The sequence below is a fragment of the Campylobacter sp. RM12640 genome, assembly GCF_020137595.1.
Taxonomy (GTDB): Bacteria; Campylobacterota; Campylobacteria; order Campylobacterales; family Campylobacteraceae; genus Campylobacter_E.
Map to the genome: position 1 here is coordinate 1 of NZ_JACGAU010000015.1, position 15,886 is coordinate 15,886.

The window sequence follows — 15,886 nt, forward strand, 5'->3', positions numbered from 1 at the left end:
TTATTTGGAAAAGTAGGGAAAGTTGGGAGAATTTAAAAAATACAATTTAAAAACATTAAAAACTAAAATTAGTGAAGATAGTTTGTAGTTGTGATGGTTATGTGGTGAGAGTTAGGTTTGAGAAATTTGAAATTTAGTAAGCAAATAAATAATAATTTTGCATAATATAAAAAACATTATTTGAATTATTTGTATAAAATATTTTAGATTAAGTTAATTTTATATGTTTAATATAATCTAATGGAATTACATATTTTATAAGATTATTAAGTTATATAGCTAAATTATAATAAAATATCTAAGTTTTAAAATAGGAATTTATATTTAGATTTTATTCCAAATATAAATTATCTTTAGTTTTTTTAGCAGGTTCAATATTTTTTGAATTAGGTAATTCTAAATTATCTTTGCCTTTTATATAAGCTATAATATTATCAATATCCTTATTTGACAATTTATTTGCATATCTTTGCATAACAAATCTTGTTTTGCCTCCAAAATCTTTATCGTTTTTGTAAGATTTTAACATTGATTTTAAAGTAGATGCTGAATAAGTGTTTAAGGATTTAAATGTAGTGCTTGATTTATCTCCTAAATCTCCATGACAAGAATTGCATTTATGAATATTTATAAAAAGTTCTTTACCTAAATTAATATCTAAATTATCACTAAAAGTATAATTTAATAAATCATCTGTAGTAACTGCACTTATAGAATTTGTAATACATAAAAATAATAAAATTTTTTTCATTCTAAGTCTTTAAAAAGCTAGGCTTAAAGCCTAGCAATTAATTAAAATGTATATTTAGCTTGGAATCTGATTAAACTTTCTTTTTTCTTATCAGATTTGCTAGGTGTTGCGCTATCATCTTTAACATCTACTTTAACAGAATCTTTAGTTTCTGCGTAAGCATAGAATGCTGAGAAGCTTAGCTTGTCGCTGTATTTATAAGATAGTTGTGGTTTAACTTCAAATAATTTTTCTTTTTCAGCAAAAACTTTATTTGTTCCACTAATAATATCAACACCAAATCTTACATCTTCAAATGTATAGCCAATTGTTCCGAATACGAAATCTTTTTTACCAAAACCACCTTGGTAGTCTTTCATTACGATTTCGCCGTAGTTGATTAATTGACCTTCATCTTCTACAGTATTAAGAGTTATTTTATCTTTTTTACCATAACCAGCATAACCTACATTGAAGTCTAAGCCGAATGCGTCAAAGCCAGCTTCTGCTGCATAGAAGTTACCATTAGCTGCTAATCCTTTTCTATCTTTTTTAAGGCTATTGCCTGCGTATTGAGCATGTACATTATATGCAAAGTCATCTTTGTCACCTAGAGCAACATTGAAATCTACTGCATAGAATGTGCCCCAACTAGCCATATTTGAAACCCATAGTTGAGCTGCTACTGGGTCAAAATTAGCAATAGCTGCTATACCATAAAGGTTCTTACTTGTAGCATATTTATTACCTTCTTCATCTTTAACAAATAAAACGCTACTTAAATCTCCATCATTGTTATAGTTATCAAATGCATAAGCTGCTAAAGTTACATTTTCAATGCTGTTATTTACTATTTTTAATCCTGTTCCTAGTAAATCATCAGTCCAAATTGAGCCAATTTCCATTCTACCGAATATGAATGAAGTATCATAATTTGTATAAGTTAAATAAGCATCTCTTACATTAAAAGTTTTTTTATCATTTAAATATGCTGAATTACCAAAAGAACCATCAGTGTTTGAATATTGGAATAATGCTGTAGCTTTGAAATTATCAGCGATATCAGCACCAAATTTTAATTGAACTTTATATAAATGTCCGTTATCTTCTGATCTATCTATTTTCGTAGTAACTGAATTGTTTTTTATTTTTTCAGAATTTGTATCGTATCTATATCTTAACATTCCTGATAGGTCTACATTTTGAATAGCTTCATCTAAAGCAACTGCGTTCGCGAATGAGAACGAACCTGCAGCAACAACTGCTGCTAAACTTAATTTAACTAATTTCATTTTTTCTCCTTTTTTTGTAAAAATGTAAGGGAATAGTAGCATAAATTTTGAAAATTAAGCTTAAAGTTATATAAATTTTTAAAAAAATGTAATTTGAATTATTCTTAAAAAAAGAAAACCCCTTGATTTCTCAAGGGGTTTAAGTCTCTCAAGGAGTAAAAAACTAGTCTAAGTTGTGATGATTTTAAAGAAGCTAGGTTAATACTTAGTAAAAGTATTTATAGTAAGATTATTTTTTTAAACAAAACGAAAGAGCTATAATGAAAATTAAAGAATATTTACAAAAACATATAGATAAAATATATAAAAGTTATTGCAAAAAATCAGTATTTACTAACTATAAAATAATAGGAGTTAGAAACAATAAGCTTAAAAGGTATGCAAAAACTATAATTAAAAAGTATGATTTAAATGATTATTTATCAAATACTAATTTTAATAGTTTTGATGAAATGCAACTTTATATACATGTGCTAAATGAGTTAGATGATTATGATTTAGTAGTTAAGAATTTAAAAATAATATTAAAAATCATAGATAATTGGTGTAGTTGCGATACTATAAGACCTAAGTGCTTTGATAATAATCTTGATAAGGTAGAGCAAATCATATGCGAATGGATTGAATCTAGCGCAATATATGAAAAAAGATTTGGGATTTTATGTTTTATAAGATATTTTAGCAGTGATACCACAAAATTAGAAAAAATATTTAATATAAAAAGTCAAGAATATTATGTAAATATGGCTAGAGCTTGGTATTTTACCGAACTTTTAAGTAATAATTTTGATGAAACTTTTAATTTTTTAAAAATTAAAAAATTAGATAATGAAACTTTATCAATGATGTTTCAAAAAATAAGTTATAGTGCAAAAATATCAGCAGAGAATAAGATTTTATTAAAAGATTTAAGAAAATAATATGTTTTAAATAAGTAAAAATTAAATACGATTTCTACTTATTTAAAATTCTTTAACTTAGCTACTAAAATATCGCAAAATTCATCAAAATTAGCTCTATAATCTTTTAAATCCCCTAATTGCTTACCCCACATACATTCAGGATAAAATCCATCATCACTAAATCTAGCCATTATATGCCAATGGGCTTTAGGCAAGTAGTTAGCAAATGAAGCGTGATTAATCTTAGTTGGCTTATAAAAATTAATCATTTCTTTTTCTATAAGCATAGCAATTTTAAAAATTTTTAGGCTTGTTTCTTCATCATTACTAAGTTCTTTGTATTCATCTTTTGCATGGATTTCTAGCCACGGGATAGAACTCTCGTGGCGTTTAATATAGCAAAAACTATTTTCATAAATCATACTTCAAAATCCCAAAAGAAACTAATCCATTCTTTAGCTTCTTTTACACAAAATTCAGGTTTTATAATAGCACTTGGCTTATAAAAAATAACAGCAAGTTTAACTTCTAAATGTGGGTAAATTTCTAATATTTTTTTACGAATTGCATCAAGACTTTCACCACTATCTACGATATCATCAATGATTAAAACTTTTTTAGCTTTACTTAAATCAGGAATATTAGTAATTTCAATAGTGTCTAATTTTTTTTGCCCATCATAATGAATACTATTTAATACAAAAGCATTTCTGCTTTTAAGCGCAGTTGATAATGCGTGAGTAAGTGTAAGACCACCACGAGCAACACCTACAAAAGCGTCTGGGTTGAACTCATCTTGAATGCGTTTTGCAAACGGCTCAAAGTCATTTTTAAATTCATCGTAAGTATATTTATACATAGTTTTACCTTTTAATTAAATTTCATAAATTGTAGCAAGAACACTGCCATACAAATAATAGAGATAACGATTATACCACTACTTAGCTTATTAAATTCTTTTCTTAATAATCTAACTAATACATAAGAAATAAATCCAAAAGCAATACCTGTAGTAATTGAGTAAGTAAATGGCATCATAATTACCGTAAAAAATGTAGCAACACTATTTGCAGGGTCTTTAAAATCAATATTGCTAACTTCCATAAACATTAAAATTCCAACCATTATCAAGATAGGATAAATAGCATTAACAGGAATTGCTTGGAAAAATGGTAAAAAGAATATGCAAAGACAAAACATTCCAGCTAAAAATATATTGCTAAGTCCTGTTCTAGCACCACTTTCTATACCAGCACTACTTTCTACAAATGCAGTTGCAGTTGATGTGCCAATAACTGCTCCGATACAAGTTCCTGCTGCGTCTGCTATCATAGTTTTACCTAATTTTTTATCTCCACTATCATCAAGAGTTCCGTCTGATTTTGTTTTATTTTTAAATATTCCGCCCCTAATTCCAGCACTAGTAATCGTGCCTATACTATCAAATAATTGAGTTACAAAAAGTGTCATTACTGCAGGTAATACCGATAAACTTAAAGCACTCATAATATCAAGTTTTGCAAAAATACTCATAAGCCCATCTTTTTCACTAAAATTTGGAATTGCCACAAATTCACTTGGTAATTTTGCTCCACCTATTCCAAAAGTCCAAGCGATAATACTACCTATTAAAACCGCTAAAATAAAACCTGCTTTAATCTTCCAAGCCCAAAAACAAACAATTAAAAATAATACAAATAAACAAAATAACACATTCGGATCTGCAAAATTACCTATTTTTAAAAGAGTTACAGGATCAGCCGTAACAATATGAGCCTGATTCATCCCCATAAACGCTAGAAAGCACCCAATACCAGCACTTATAGCACGGCGAAAATCTTCAGGAATGCTTTTTAAAATAAAAATACGAAAATTTGTAAAAGAAAGAACTAAAAATATAAAACCACTTATAAAAACAGCACCTAAAGCAGTTTCAACAGGAATTCCTTGACCTTTGCACATTGAAAATGTAAAAAATACATTAAGCCCCATACCTGTACTCATTGCTATTGGAGAATTTGCAAAAAGTCCTGTAAATGCAGTTGCTATTATAGTTACTAAAGCAGTTGCTAGCATTAAAGCTTCTACACTAAGCCCTGTATTGCTTACTATAAAAGCATTAGTTGGAATAATATAAAGCATTGATAAAAATGTTGCTAAAGCACCATTAAACTCATTTTTAACACTTGTATTGTTTTCTTTTAACTTAAAAAAGTCCATTTTTTTCCCTTATAAAAAAATATTTAGCGTAAAGCACCTAAGATTAAACACAATAAGATTAAAAATTCTAGCTCATAGCAGTATCCTTTTGTTTGTAGTAAGAAATTATTAGATTAAATTGTTTGAAAGTATATTTTTTGCAATCATATATTAATTGCATAATGAGTTTGAATGATGTTTTTAAAATGGAGCTAAAAACATATAAAGAATTCAATCAATATTCCTTAATCTCATTATATAAACTATCTCTTTCTATTGGAATTAAATTTGATGTTTTGATATTGTCTATGAAGTCTTGTAGCGTAATGCCATTCGCACTTTTTGCACCACCTGCACTTTGGATATTTTCTTTTTCTATTGTTCCATCAAGGTCATTTGCTCCGTATTCTTGAGCCACCATTGCAAGGTTTAACCCTAAAGTCGCCCAATAAGCTTTAATATGAGAGATATTGTCTAAAACAAGCCTTGCTATTGCAATAGTTTTTAGAATTTCTATACTTCCAAGCGGTTTTAAATCCTTTAAGAATGAATTGTCTTTTTGCCATACTAACGGAATAAAAGCATTAAATCCTTTGCTAATATCTTGTTGTTTTCTTAGTCTTAGCATATGGTCAATTCTGTTCTCACGACTTTCAATGTGTCCAAAAAGCATAGTTGCATTACTTTGTTTTCCTTTTTGATGCCATAGCCCATGAATCTTAAGCCAATTATCAGAACTAACTTTGCTAGCACAAAGCTCATTTCTAACTTTTTCATCAAAAATTTCAGCACCGCCACCCGGCATAGAATCAACTCCATATTCAAGCATTTTGTCAATTACTGCAGAATAATCTCCATCAAAAAAACTCTTTGCAATAAAATTAATTTCAGCAGCTGTCATTGCTTTAATATGTAAATGTGGGTATTTATCTTTAATTTTTCTAAAAATCTCAAAATACCATTCCCAACCACCTTTTTTATTGTGAGCTGAAACAATGTGTATTTCTTTTGTCCCACGAGTAACGGTATCATCAACTATTTTTAAGATTTCTTCGTGTGTTAGATGATATGGATTTGGATTGTGCCTATGGGCTGAAAATGCACAAAAAGCACAAGTATCAACGCACATATTTGTAGGATTTATGTGACGATTACAATTAAAATAAACTTTTTTTCCGTGAAGTTTTAATCTCTTTTTATTAGCGTAAAATCCTAAGACTTGCAAATCTAAATCGTATAACTTATAACAATCTTCTTCGCTTAATCTTTTGCCTTCATCTAACGCTTCTAAAATATCCATTTACCATCCTTAAAAAAGAAAAGTGATTATATTTATCTTTGTTTAACAACTTACTATAAATTAGCGTAATTTTTATTATTAAAGGATTAAAAATGTGCGGAATTGTTGGGTATTTAGGACAATTAGAAAAAAAAGAAATTATATTAAAAGGATTAAAAGAGCTTGAATATCGTGGATATGATAGTGCAGGTATGGCTGTGTTAGAAAATAATGAATTAAGCTTTTTTAAAAAGGCGGGAAAATTAGAGAACCTAGCAAATTTTATGAAAAATCTAAACTTTCATGATGAAGGTGTAGCTATAGGTCATACTCGCTGGGCAACTCACGGAAAACCTGATGATACAAATTCTCATCCACATTACGGCGAATATTCTTGCGTAATACATAATGGAATTATAGAAAATTATAAAGAAATAAAAGAAGAACTAAAAACCACACATTTTAATTCGCAAACAGATACAGAAGTAATTGTTCATTTATTTGAAAAATACGCAAATACTTTAAGCCCTGAAAAAGCTTTTAGTGAAGTTATTAAAAAAATTGATGGAGCTTATGCAATATTATTAATCACAAAAAAAGCTCCGAATACTATATTTTTTGCTAAGAAAAACGCACCACTAATAATAGGAAAAGGCTCAAATAATAGTGAGTTTTATATGGCATCTTGTGATGCTCCGTTGGTTGGAATTTGCAAACAAGTTGCTTATTTAAACGATGGGGATTTTGGCTTTTTAGATAAAAATGGAATCCATTTATTAAATGGCGTTGTTGAGTTTAAAGAATTAAATTGTGATAAAGAAAGTGCTTTAAAAGATGGGTTTGATACTTTTATGGAAAAAGAAATCTACGAGCAAAGCCAAATCGTTCAAAATATATTAATAGGAAGAATTATTAATGATAAAGTATGTTTTGATGAGCTAAAGAATTTAAATCAAGACTTTAGTAAAATCATAATTTGCGCTTGTGGCACTAGCTATCACGCAGCATTAGCATCTAGCTATATTTATGAAAGAAGTGCTAATATTGAATGCCGTGTAGAAATAGCAAGTGAGTTTAGATATAAAAATGGCTTTTTAGATAAAAATGCTTTATTCGTTTGTATATCTCAAAGCGGCGAGACAGCTGATACTCTTGAAGCTTTAAAAATAGCAAAAAATGCTGGGCTTAAAACTTTAGCATTATGCAATGTTGATAATTCAAGCATAGCAAGAGAAGCTGATTATTGTATTTTAATTCGTGCAGGGATTGAAAAAAGTGTAGCAAGCACTAAAGCGTTTTGCGCTCAAATGCTAAATCTATGGCTACTAGCATTGTATTTGAATAAAAATCCTAATTTAGATATTAAAAAAGAATTACTTGCTATTAAGGATTTATCTAATGTATTAAAAGTAAATAAAAATACTCACGATAAATTAAAACGCCTAAGCAAGCGATACTTACACGGACACGGATTTTTCTTTATAGGTAGAGATTTATTTTATCCACTTGCACTTGAAGCAGCATTAAAATTAAAAGAAATAAGCTATATGCACGCAGAAGGCTATGCAGCAGGAGAGATGAAGCATGGTCCTATCGCACTTGCTGATAGCGAATTATTTACAATTGCATTTATGCCGAAAAATATTTTATATGATAAAACTCGCTCAAATGTCTTAGAATTAAGTGCAAGAGATGCAAATATTTTAGCAATTTCTCCTATTGAGTTTAGCGAAGCTGATGATTTTATAAAAACAAGCGAACAAGAACATTATCTAAGCGAGTTTTTTGAAATGATGGTAATTATGCAATTATTTGCACTAGAAATCACAAATCGTGTTGGTGCAAATGTAGATATGCCAAGAAATCTAGCAAAAAGCGTAACGGTTGAATAAAGAATTTAAATTAGGATAATTTCCTAATTTAAATTCCATAATTTTATTCATTTATAGCATTTAAGTATTGCTCTATGTCATCAAGGCTATTTGTATGAAAATTTCTTAATTTTATATTTGAATAAAATAAGCCATTGGTTTTGATTTTTAAAAATCTCTTTTTTCTTTTATAGCTTTTAATATCGCTTAGTTTTATGTATTTTGTAAAAAATATAAATCTAACTCCAATTCTATCTTTATACAAAATCACTTTAATTATAGGCATATCATAAATATAAATCACAAGCAAAATTGAGAAAAATATGCCTAAATAAACAAAACCTGCTTTAAAAGCTCCTTGTGTTATTGCAATAATCAAATAAATAAATACAAAATACAAAACACTGCTAAAATCTAATTTAGATTTAATTATTTTCGTATCCATAATTTACTCATTAATTGATAAAATCTCGGCTCTTCCATTTACAATAGCTACGCAGTGTTCATAATGAGCAGTATTTAACCCATCTGCTGAAGCAGTTTCCCACATACCTTTTAGATTTTTAGGTCTTCCATCTTTTTGGCAAATCATAGGCTCTATACAAAATACCATTCCATTTTTAATCTTTGGACCATTTTTAATACTATCATTTGGGTGTAGATAGTTTGGTATTTCAGGCTCTGCGTGTGGTTTTCTACCAATGCCGTGTCCGCAAAATCCTTCTAGTGGAACAAAACCACGAGAGCGAATAAAGTCTTCTAAAATCTTACTAAGCTCTTTAAATCTCATACCATCTTTAATATGACTTATTGCATTTAGCAAACAATCCTTACTACAAGCAATTAATTCTTCATCTTTTTTAGAGATTTTGCCAACACCATAAGTCCTAGCAGCGTCTCCGTAATATCCATCTATGAAAGTTCCAACATCACAGCTTACAATATCGCCTTCTTTTAAAACTCTATCATCAGGAATTCCATGAATGCAAGTTTCATTAAGACTAACACAAATTGCACCCGGAAAACCATAAAGCCCTTTAAAAGCTGGTTTTGCACCAAGACTTAAAATATAATCTTCTGCAGCTTTATCTAATTCTTTTAAAGAAATTCCTGGTTTTATTAAAGTTTCAAGATAATCTAGCGTTTTTGCAACCATTTTATTAGCTACTCTTAATTTTTCTATTTCTGCTGGTTTTTTAATTTCTATCATATTCATCCTTTCTTACTTTATACCCCAAAAATACAAGCACTAAGGCTATTATAAATTGAGAGATATTATCTTTATTAAAACCCACATAGTCTAACATTGAAGCATTAATTATAATTATACCAATGGCTGAATAAAGAAATATTTTAGTTAAAAGCCCAGTATTAGCCATTCTTGTGCAAGGACATTTCCTACTAAGTCTTTCTATTTTTTCATTTTTTGGTGATGCTTTTTGAAAAAACCAAGCCATCAAACCAAAAAATACTAAAATTAATTCTATTATTAACATTGCTTAATGTATCTTATCCAAGAATCAAAATGTGGTTTTTCTAAACTAACTTTTGTTTGATTTCCATGACCTGGTAGTAAATAAAAATCATCTTTTAAATTCTTTGCTTTTTCAAGACTATTTACCATATCATCAGCATTTGAGAACTCAAAATCCCATCTGCCTATACTTCTTTCAAATAAAAAATCCCCACTAAAATAAACATCATCAAATTCAATCATAGAACAACCTGGAGTATGACCTGCAAAATGATGAAAAGTAAATTTTAAACCATTAAATACTAATTCTTCTTTGTCTTCAACAGCTATTGCTATATCATCGCTTGGTAAAAAACCATAAAAAGGATTTTTTAACATAAATATATCATCTTTTGGGGTGTATAAAGGAGCGTTAAATTCTTGTGCTACTAATTTATTGTCCCATATGTGGTCGTGGTGTCCGTGAGTGTTTAAAATCGCTAGGACTTTGCTTGAGTTTTCTTTAATAAAACTTAAAGCACCTTTGCCTGGGTCTATTACAATATCTCCTAATTCGTGCTTTACAATATAACAATTTGTAGCGTAATCTCCACAAGGTCTTACTAAAATCTCATACATTTTTAATCCTTTCATAAAAATCTTTTAATATCTTAGTATCTTTACTAGCTCTAAAATCAATTATAATTTCTGATTTAAAATCTTTATTAAAAAATTCATCTTGCATAGTTTGTGCTAAAATTTTTGCTGGGTCAATCAATGTGGCTTTAGGAAAATAAGTTTTAAATTCTTGCTCTAAAAATGGATAATGAGTACAAGCATAAAGAATATAATCATAATTATTTTTATTAAAATAATTTGCAAAATCTTCACTCGCTTTAGAATAATCCATACTCTCAACAATAGGAACAAAAGAAATAGGACTTATAAAGTCAGCTTTTATATTATATTTTTTACAAGAATTTTGATAAAGCCCTGAGCTAAGAGTTGCTTTTGTAGCTACTACTAAAGAATTTTGATTATTAGCAATTTGGCTAAGCCCTAAAATACCATAATCACTTATAGGAAGAACTTTAATAGCTACATTTAGCTCGCTTAAAATTGAGCTGACCGTGTTACAAGCTAAAATAATCAAATCTACATTTAAACTTGTTAAATAATCAATTGCATTTTGACCGATTTTTAAAATTTCTTCTTTGCTTTTAGTTCCAAATGGGACATTTTTATTATCAGCATAATAAATTATTTCTTTTGCTACACGGCTTTTTACTAATAATTTTAAAGTTCCAAGCCCACCTACACCACTATCAAAAATTGCTATTTTATTTAGCATTTATATACCTTCTTGCATCTAAATATCTTGTATTCCAATATCTTACATTAAGGCTTTGAATTCTTGTTCCACCTTTTGAAGATAAATGTATAAAATTGTTATTTTCAAGATAAATTCCAACATGTAAGCCAAAAGGTCCATCTGTTCTAAAGAAAACTAAATCTCCTGCTTTAAGCTTAGATTTTGAAACTTTTTTACCACCTAATCTTTGCTCTTTTGTACTTCTACTTAGATTAAATCCATATACTTGTTTATAAATCTCTTGAGTAAAAAAAGAACAATCCGCACCTTTGTTTTTATTAGTGCCGCCAAGTCTATAAGGAGTATATCTCCACTCACTTGAAGAATTTAAAATACGCTCTACAATTTTATTTGTTTGTTGTACTTTTTCTATATCCAATTTAGTATCAAAAATAGCATTAGGAGTAAACATTTGTGCTGGATAATTAGAATAAACATCATCAATTAATACTACACCATTGATTTTATTTTGATAGTTTTCATAGTTATTGTTGGCTATATTTTGCGAACAAGCCACAAAAAATATAGCCAAAATAATCGGCAAAAATATTTGCCTATTTATAATCATAAGCCTACTGCACTTAAGGTTTGATATTTATTCACATACATTTGAGCTTCAATTTTTCTCATTGTATCAAGTGCTACCTGAACAACAATTAAAACTGATGTTCCACCAAAATAAAATGGAACTCCCATAAATTTAGCTAAAAGCCAAGGAAGAGTTGCAATAATTGCTAAATATATTGAGCCACTTAATGTCAAGCGACTTGCAATTTCATTTAAATATAAAGCTGTTCCTTCTCCTGGACGAATACCTGGAATAAAACCACCTTGTTTTTTTAGGTTTTCTGAAATATCTTTTGCATTAAATGCAATTGATGCGTAAAAATATGCAAAAAAGATTACAAAAAAGAATGTAAAAATATGAAATACATAACCATTTGGATTGAAAATATCATTAATTTTCATAATGTATTCATTTGTACTTGATTGTAAAACAGTAGCAGGAAATGTCAAAATTGCACTAGCAAAAATTGGAGGAATTACACCACTTAAATTTAATTTAATAGGAATATAATTCATAATTCTTTTATTTTGATTTTGCATTAAAACTTTTCTACTATAAGAAATTGGAATTCTTCTTTCTCCCAATTCTACATAAATAATAGCACCAATAGCTGCAATAATAACTAAGGCAATACCAATTACTACTAAGAAATTTAATTCACCAGTATTTACAAGGTTAATTGTGCTAGAAATCGCACTAGGAATTCCCGAAACGATACCAGCAAAAATAATTAATGAAATACCATTGCCAATACCTCTTTGAGTAATTTGCTCGCCTAACCACATAAGCAACATAGTTCCAGCTAACATACTAGCAGCGCTTAAAGCTATAAATGTATTAAAATCAATCATAATAGCAGCTTCACCTGTTCTTGAGTGTAAGCTTTGAAGCCCTACTGAAACTCCAACACTTTGAATTAAAGTAATTACAATAGTTGCTACACGAATAATTTGCATATATTTAACCATTCCATCGCGTTCTTTTTTCATACGACCGATATTTGGAAATGTTGCTGCAAGTAATTCCATAATAATTGATGAAGTAATATAAGGCATTATACCTAAAGATATGATTGATAAACGCTCAGCAGCTTTTCCACTAAACATATTAAACATACCTAAAGCATTATTTGTGTTTGATTCAAAAAATTCTTTAATTACATCTACATTTACGCCAGGAACTGGCACGTAAGCCAGTATCCTGTAAGCAAATAAAAGCGCCAATGTTATAAAAATTTTATTGGCAAGATTTTTATTCATTATTTACTTCCGCTAGTTTTAATGTTTTCGTCTTTGATTTTTGCTACTAATGAACTAGCACTTGCGCCAATTAATTTTATTTTCTTAACGCTTGAAGAAAATTTATGAACACTTTTTAAGCTTTCAAAAGTAATTTCTTTTAATTCTTTAATAGCTGTAACTTTTTCAACATTAATTACATAAGGTTTTTCAAACTTAGAAGTAAAACCAACTTTAGGTAATCTTCTTTGAAGTGGTTGCTGACCACCTTCAAAACCTCTTTTTTCATTATAACCTTTTCTAGCTGTTTGACCTTTGCCACCTTTTGTAGCAGTTTTTCCCCAGCCAGAACCTTGACCACGGCCTATTCTTTTTGTTTTATGAGTAGAGCCTGCTGCTTTTTGTAAATTTTCAAGTCCCATTTTTTATCCTTTCAACATACTTAAAGCTTTGATTGTAGCTCTTACAACGTTGCCTGGATTTGATGAACCAAGTGATTTTGTAAGAATATCTTTAATACCTGCAAGTTCAATAATTGGACGGCTTGAACCACCTGCGATAACTCCAGTACCTTCGCTAGCAGGTTTTAATAAAATACGGCTTGCATTGTATTTTACTTCAATATCGTGTGGGATTGTTTGGCCACGAAGTTTAACTGAAATGATATTTTTGAACGCATCATCTACTGCTTTTTTAATAGCATCAGGAACTTCTTTAGCTTTACCATAACCAACACCTACAAGGCCATTTTTATTACCTACAATTACAAGTGCTGTAAATCTAAAGCGGCGACCACCTTTAACAACCTTTGTAACTCTACCGATATCAACAATTACTTCTTCAAATTCTTCTCTATTATATTTTTCCATAATTTATCCTTATAGTTTGATACCGTTTTCTCTTAAAGCATCAGCAAAAGCTGCTACAACACCATGGTATAAATAACCATTTCTATCAAAAACTGCTTCTTCAATTTTTGCTGCTTTTAAGCTTTTTGCAAATTCAGCTGCTAATTTCTTAGCACCTTCAATATTTGCTTTAATGCCTAATTTTTTACCATTTACGCTAGCTATTGTGTGAGCTTTTACATCATCAATTGCTTGAACATAAAGTGTTCTATTTGATTTAAAAATAGATACTCTTGGTAAAGTTGCACAACCGCTAATTTTTGCACGAATTCTCTTTTTTCTCTTAATTCTAAGAGATAATTTTCTTTTTAAGATATTTGCTCTCATTATTTATCCCTTACTTCTTAGATGTTTTACCAGCTTTGCGAATAATACGCTCATCTGAATACTTAATACCTTTACCTTTATATGGCTCAGGTGGTCTAAATTCACGAATTTTAGCTGCAACTTGACCTACTACTTGCTTATCAGCACCTGTAATTACGATAGTATTTTTCTCAACTGCTATTTCAATGCCTTCTGGAGCATCAAAAATTACTGGATGTGAGTAACCTAAAGCCATTTCTAAAGTTTTACCTTTCATTGCAGCTTTATATCCAACACCATTTATTTCTAATACTTTTTTAAATCCTTGAGTAAGACCTATTACTATATTATTAGCTAAAGCTCTGTAAGTTCCCCAATAAGCTCTTGAACTTCTATCATCACTTTTTGGAGTGAATACTACTTGATTGTCTTTAACTTCTACATTTACATGGCCTTTAAAATCAAGTTCTTTTTTTACATTTCCTTTAGTAAAACTAAGAACATTACCATCTACTTTAGCTGAAATTCCAGCTGGAATTTCAATTGGTTGTTTTCCTATTCTTGACATATTTTTCCTTTTTATTTGTCTAGGGAAAGCTTAAGCTTTCCGAATGCCATAAAAAGCATTAATTACCAAATAGTGCAAAGTACTTCGCCACCGATGCCTTCTTTATAAGCAACTTCATTGCTAATAACACCTTTGCTTGTACTTACAACTATTGTTCCATAACCGTTTTTAAATCTTTTGATTTCATCTTTACCACGGTAAACTCTACGACCAGGTTTGCTAACACGCTTTATTTCATTAATAACGCTTTTGCCTTTTTCATCATATTTTAAAACTACATTGATGAATTTCTTTTTATCTTCTTCAACAACGCTATAATCTTCAATATAACCTTTCGCTTTAAAAATATCAACAATAGATTCTACAACTTTTGAATGTAGTAATTTTGTTGTATCTAATTTACGAAGTGCTGCATTTCTAATACGAGTTAGTGAATCTGAAATTAAATCGTTAATCATAACTTCTCCTTACCAGCTAGCTTTCTTAAGACCAGGAATTAATCCTTCATTAGCCATTTTTCTTAGGCACACACGGCAAATTCCAAAATCTCTATATACTGAGTGTGGACGACCACAAATTTGGCATCTTGTATAAGCTCTAACTTTAAACTTAGCTGGACGAGCAGCTTTTGCTATCATTGATTTTTTTGCCATATTACTTTCCTTTTGTGAAAGGCACACCGAATAATTCTAATAATCTTAATGCCTCTTTATCGCTATTTGCTGTTGTTACAACATTTATATTCATACCATGGGTTCTTAAAATTTGGTCATATACAACTTCAGGGAACATTAATTGTTCATTTAAACCGAAGCTATAATTTCCACGACCATCAAAACCATCTCTACTTAGGCCTCTAAAGTCTTTAACTCTTGGTAATGCAATAGAAATTAACTTATCTAAAAACGCATACATATTGTCTTTTCTTAAAGTTACCATTACACCAACAGGGAAACCATCTCTTACTTTAAAACCAGCAACTGATTTTTTAGCTTTAGTTACAACTGCTTTTTGTCCTGAAATTAAACTAATTGTATCAACAATGCTTTGTAATACTTTTTGATCTTTAGTAAATTCAGCACCTAAACCAACGCTAATTACAATTTTTTCAATAGCAGGAATTAACATAGGATTTTTAATATCAAATTCTTTAGCAATAGCAGGCTTAATGCTATTAACATATTTTTCTTTTAATCTCAT

22 protein-coding genes are annotated in these 15,886 nt (G+C 29.4%); 2 read left to right on the forward strand and 20 right to left on the reverse strand.

Translation table 11 applies throughout. The annotated features are described in order from the left end of the window. Positions 1-331: 331 nt before the first annotated feature. Positions 332-751, reverse strand: coding sequence for a c-type cytochrome (locus AVBRAN12640_RS06615; RefSeq protein WP_336608775.1), 420 nt, complete (start codon positions 749-751; stop codon positions 332-334). A gap of 41 nt (positions 752-792) precedes the next feature. Then, entirely contained in the window at positions 793-2,022 is a 1,230-nt protein-coding gene (locus AVBRAN12640_RS06620; RefSeq protein WP_336608776.1) for a major outer membrane protein, read from the reverse strand. 260 nt (positions 2,023-2,282) lie between these two features. On the opposite strand from AVBRAN12640_RS06620, the gene AVBRAN12640_RS06625 reads away from it, so the two are divergent. Next, positions 2,283-2,942, forward strand: coding sequence for a DNA alkylation repair protein (locus AVBRAN12640_RS06625; protein ID WP_214116023.1), 660 nt, complete (start codon positions 2,283-2,285; stop codon positions 2,940-2,942). Between the two features lie 38 nt (positions 2,943-2,980). Here AVBRAN12640_RS06625 and AVBRAN12640_RS06630 read toward each other — a convergent pair whose 3' ends face one another. From AVBRAN12640_RS06630 to mqnE, 4 genes are all read right to left on the reverse strand, one after another. After that, positions 2,981-3,346 carry an HIT family protein gene (locus tag AVBRAN12640_RS06630; RefSeq protein ID WP_336608777.1) on the reverse strand — a complete coding sequence of 122 codons (366 nt, stop codon included), beginning with the start codon at positions 3,344-3,346 and terminating at the stop codon, positions 2,981-2,983. Next, positions 3,343-3,783, reverse strand: a complete 441-nt coding sequence (locus AVBRAN12640_RS06635; protein ID WP_214116028.1) for a phosphoribosyltransferase — start codon at positions 3,781-3,783, stop codon at positions 3,343-3,345. Before AVBRAN12640_RS06635 ends, AVBRAN12640_RS06630 begins: the two co-directional genes overlap by 4 nt. An 11-nt stretch (positions 3,784-3,794) precedes the next feature. Next, entirely contained in the window at positions 3,795-5,144 is a 1,350-nt protein-coding gene (locus AVBRAN12640_RS06640; RefSeq protein WP_336608778.1) for an NCS2 family permease, read from the reverse strand. Between the two features lie 214 nt (positions 5,145-5,358). Next, on the reverse strand, positions 5,359-6,423 hold the full coding sequence (gene mqnE, locus AVBRAN12640_RS06645) for an aminofutalosine synthase MqnE (RefSeq protein ID WP_214116032.1): 1,065 nt from the start codon (positions 6,421-6,423) through the stop codon (positions 5,359-5,361). 92 nt (positions 6,424-6,515) lie between these two features. Between mqnE and glmS the strand changes: the two genes are divergently transcribed. After that, the gene (gene glmS / locus AVBRAN12640_RS06650; RefSeq protein ID WP_336608779.1) at positions 6,516-8,294 is read left to right on the forward strand and encodes a glutamine--fructose-6-phosphate transaminase (isomerizing); all 1,779 of its coding nucleotides are present in this window, start codon (positions 6,516-6,518) and stop codon (positions 8,292-8,294) included. Positions 8,295-8,337: 43 nt separating this feature from the next. Here glmS and AVBRAN12640_RS06655 read toward each other — a convergent pair whose 3' ends face one another. The 14 genes from AVBRAN12640_RS06655 to rplE form a co-directional block, all read right to left on the reverse strand. After that, positions 8,338-8,718: a hypothetical protein gene (locus AVBRAN12640_RS06655; protein WP_336608780.1), complete on the reverse strand. Its 381-nt coding sequence runs from the start codon at positions 8,716-8,718 to the stop codon at positions 8,338-8,340. Positions 8,719-8,721: 3 nt separating this feature from the next. After that, positions 8,722-9,483 carry a type I methionyl aminopeptidase gene (map, locus tag AVBRAN12640_RS06660; protein ID WP_214120232.1) on the reverse strand — a complete coding sequence of 254 codons (762 nt, stop codon included), beginning with the start codon at positions 9,481-9,483 and terminating at the stop codon, positions 8,722-8,724. Next, positions 9,470-9,769, reverse strand: coding sequence for a hypothetical protein (locus AVBRAN12640_RS06665; protein WP_214120231.1), 300 nt, complete (start codon positions 9,767-9,769; stop codon positions 9,470-9,472). The genes map and AVBRAN12640_RS06665 overlap by 14 nt, the downstream gene beginning before the upstream one ends. Beyond that, the gene (locus AVBRAN12640_RS06670) at positions 9,763-10,365 is read right to left on the reverse strand and encodes an MBL fold metallo-hydrolase (protein WP_214116043.1); all 603 of its coding nucleotides are present in this window, start codon (positions 10,363-10,365) and stop codon (positions 9,763-9,765) included. The genes AVBRAN12640_RS06665 and AVBRAN12640_RS06670 overlap by 7 nt, the downstream gene beginning before the upstream one ends. Continuing rightward, complete coding sequence (locus AVBRAN12640_RS06675) at positions 10,358-11,077, reverse strand: glutamate racemase (protein WP_336608781.1); 720 nt, start codon at positions 11,075-11,077, stop codon at positions 10,358-10,360. The genes AVBRAN12640_RS06670 and AVBRAN12640_RS06675 overlap by 8 nt, the downstream gene beginning before the upstream one ends. Continuing rightward, a complete protein-coding gene (locus AVBRAN12640_RS06680) occupies positions 11,067-11,666 on the reverse strand; it encodes an NlpC/P60 family protein (RefSeq protein WP_214150166.1) in 600 nt (199 codons plus the stop codon). The genes AVBRAN12640_RS06675 and AVBRAN12640_RS06680 overlap by 11 nt, the downstream gene beginning before the upstream one ends. Continuing rightward, on the reverse strand, positions 11,663-12,925 hold the full coding sequence (gene secY, locus AVBRAN12640_RS06685; protein WP_214116056.1) for a preprotein translocase subunit SecY: 1,263 nt from the start codon (positions 12,923-12,925) through the stop codon (positions 11,663-11,665). Before secY ends, AVBRAN12640_RS06680 begins: the two co-directional genes overlap by 4 nt. Beyond that, positions 12,925-13,326, reverse strand: coding sequence for a 50S ribosomal protein L15 (gene rplO, locus AVBRAN12640_RS06690; protein ID WP_214116065.1), 402 nt, complete (start codon positions 13,324-13,326; stop codon positions 12,925-12,927). The genes secY and rplO overlap by 1 nt, the downstream gene beginning before the upstream one ends. 3 nt (positions 13,327-13,329) lie before the next feature. Beyond that, entirely contained in the window at positions 13,330-13,773 is a 444-nt protein-coding gene (gene rpsE, locus AVBRAN12640_RS06695; RefSeq protein ID WP_214116067.1) for a 30S ribosomal protein S5, read from the reverse strand. A 9-nt stretch (positions 13,774-13,782) separates the two neighbouring features. Continuing rightward, complete coding sequence (gene rplR, locus AVBRAN12640_RS06700; RefSeq protein ID WP_214116069.1) at positions 13,783-14,139, reverse strand: 50S ribosomal protein L18; 357 nt, start codon at positions 14,137-14,139, stop codon at positions 13,783-13,785. Positions 14,140-14,149: 10 nt separating this feature from the next. Continuing rightward, entirely contained in the window at positions 14,150-14,686 is a 537-nt protein-coding gene (gene rplF / locus AVBRAN12640_RS06705) for a 50S ribosomal protein L6 (RefSeq protein WP_214116071.1), read from the reverse strand. 62 nt (positions 14,687-14,748) lie between these two features. Beyond that, positions 14,749-15,144, reverse strand: a complete 396-nt coding sequence (gene rpsH / locus AVBRAN12640_RS06710) for a 30S ribosomal protein S8 (RefSeq protein ID WP_214116073.1) — start codon at positions 15,142-15,144, stop codon at positions 14,749-14,751. A gap of 9 nt (positions 15,145-15,153) precedes the next feature. Continuing rightward, the gene (locus AVBRAN12640_RS06715; protein ID WP_172234194.1) at positions 15,154-15,339 is read right to left on the reverse strand and encodes a type Z 30S ribosomal protein S14; all 186 of its coding nucleotides are present in this window, start codon (positions 15,337-15,339) and stop codon (positions 15,154-15,156) included. A 1-nt stretch (position 15,340) separates the two neighbouring features. Then, a complete protein-coding gene (gene rplE, locus AVBRAN12640_RS06720; RefSeq protein ID WP_214116075.1) occupies positions 15,341-15,886 on the reverse strand; it encodes a 50S ribosomal protein L5 in 546 nt (181 codons plus the stop codon).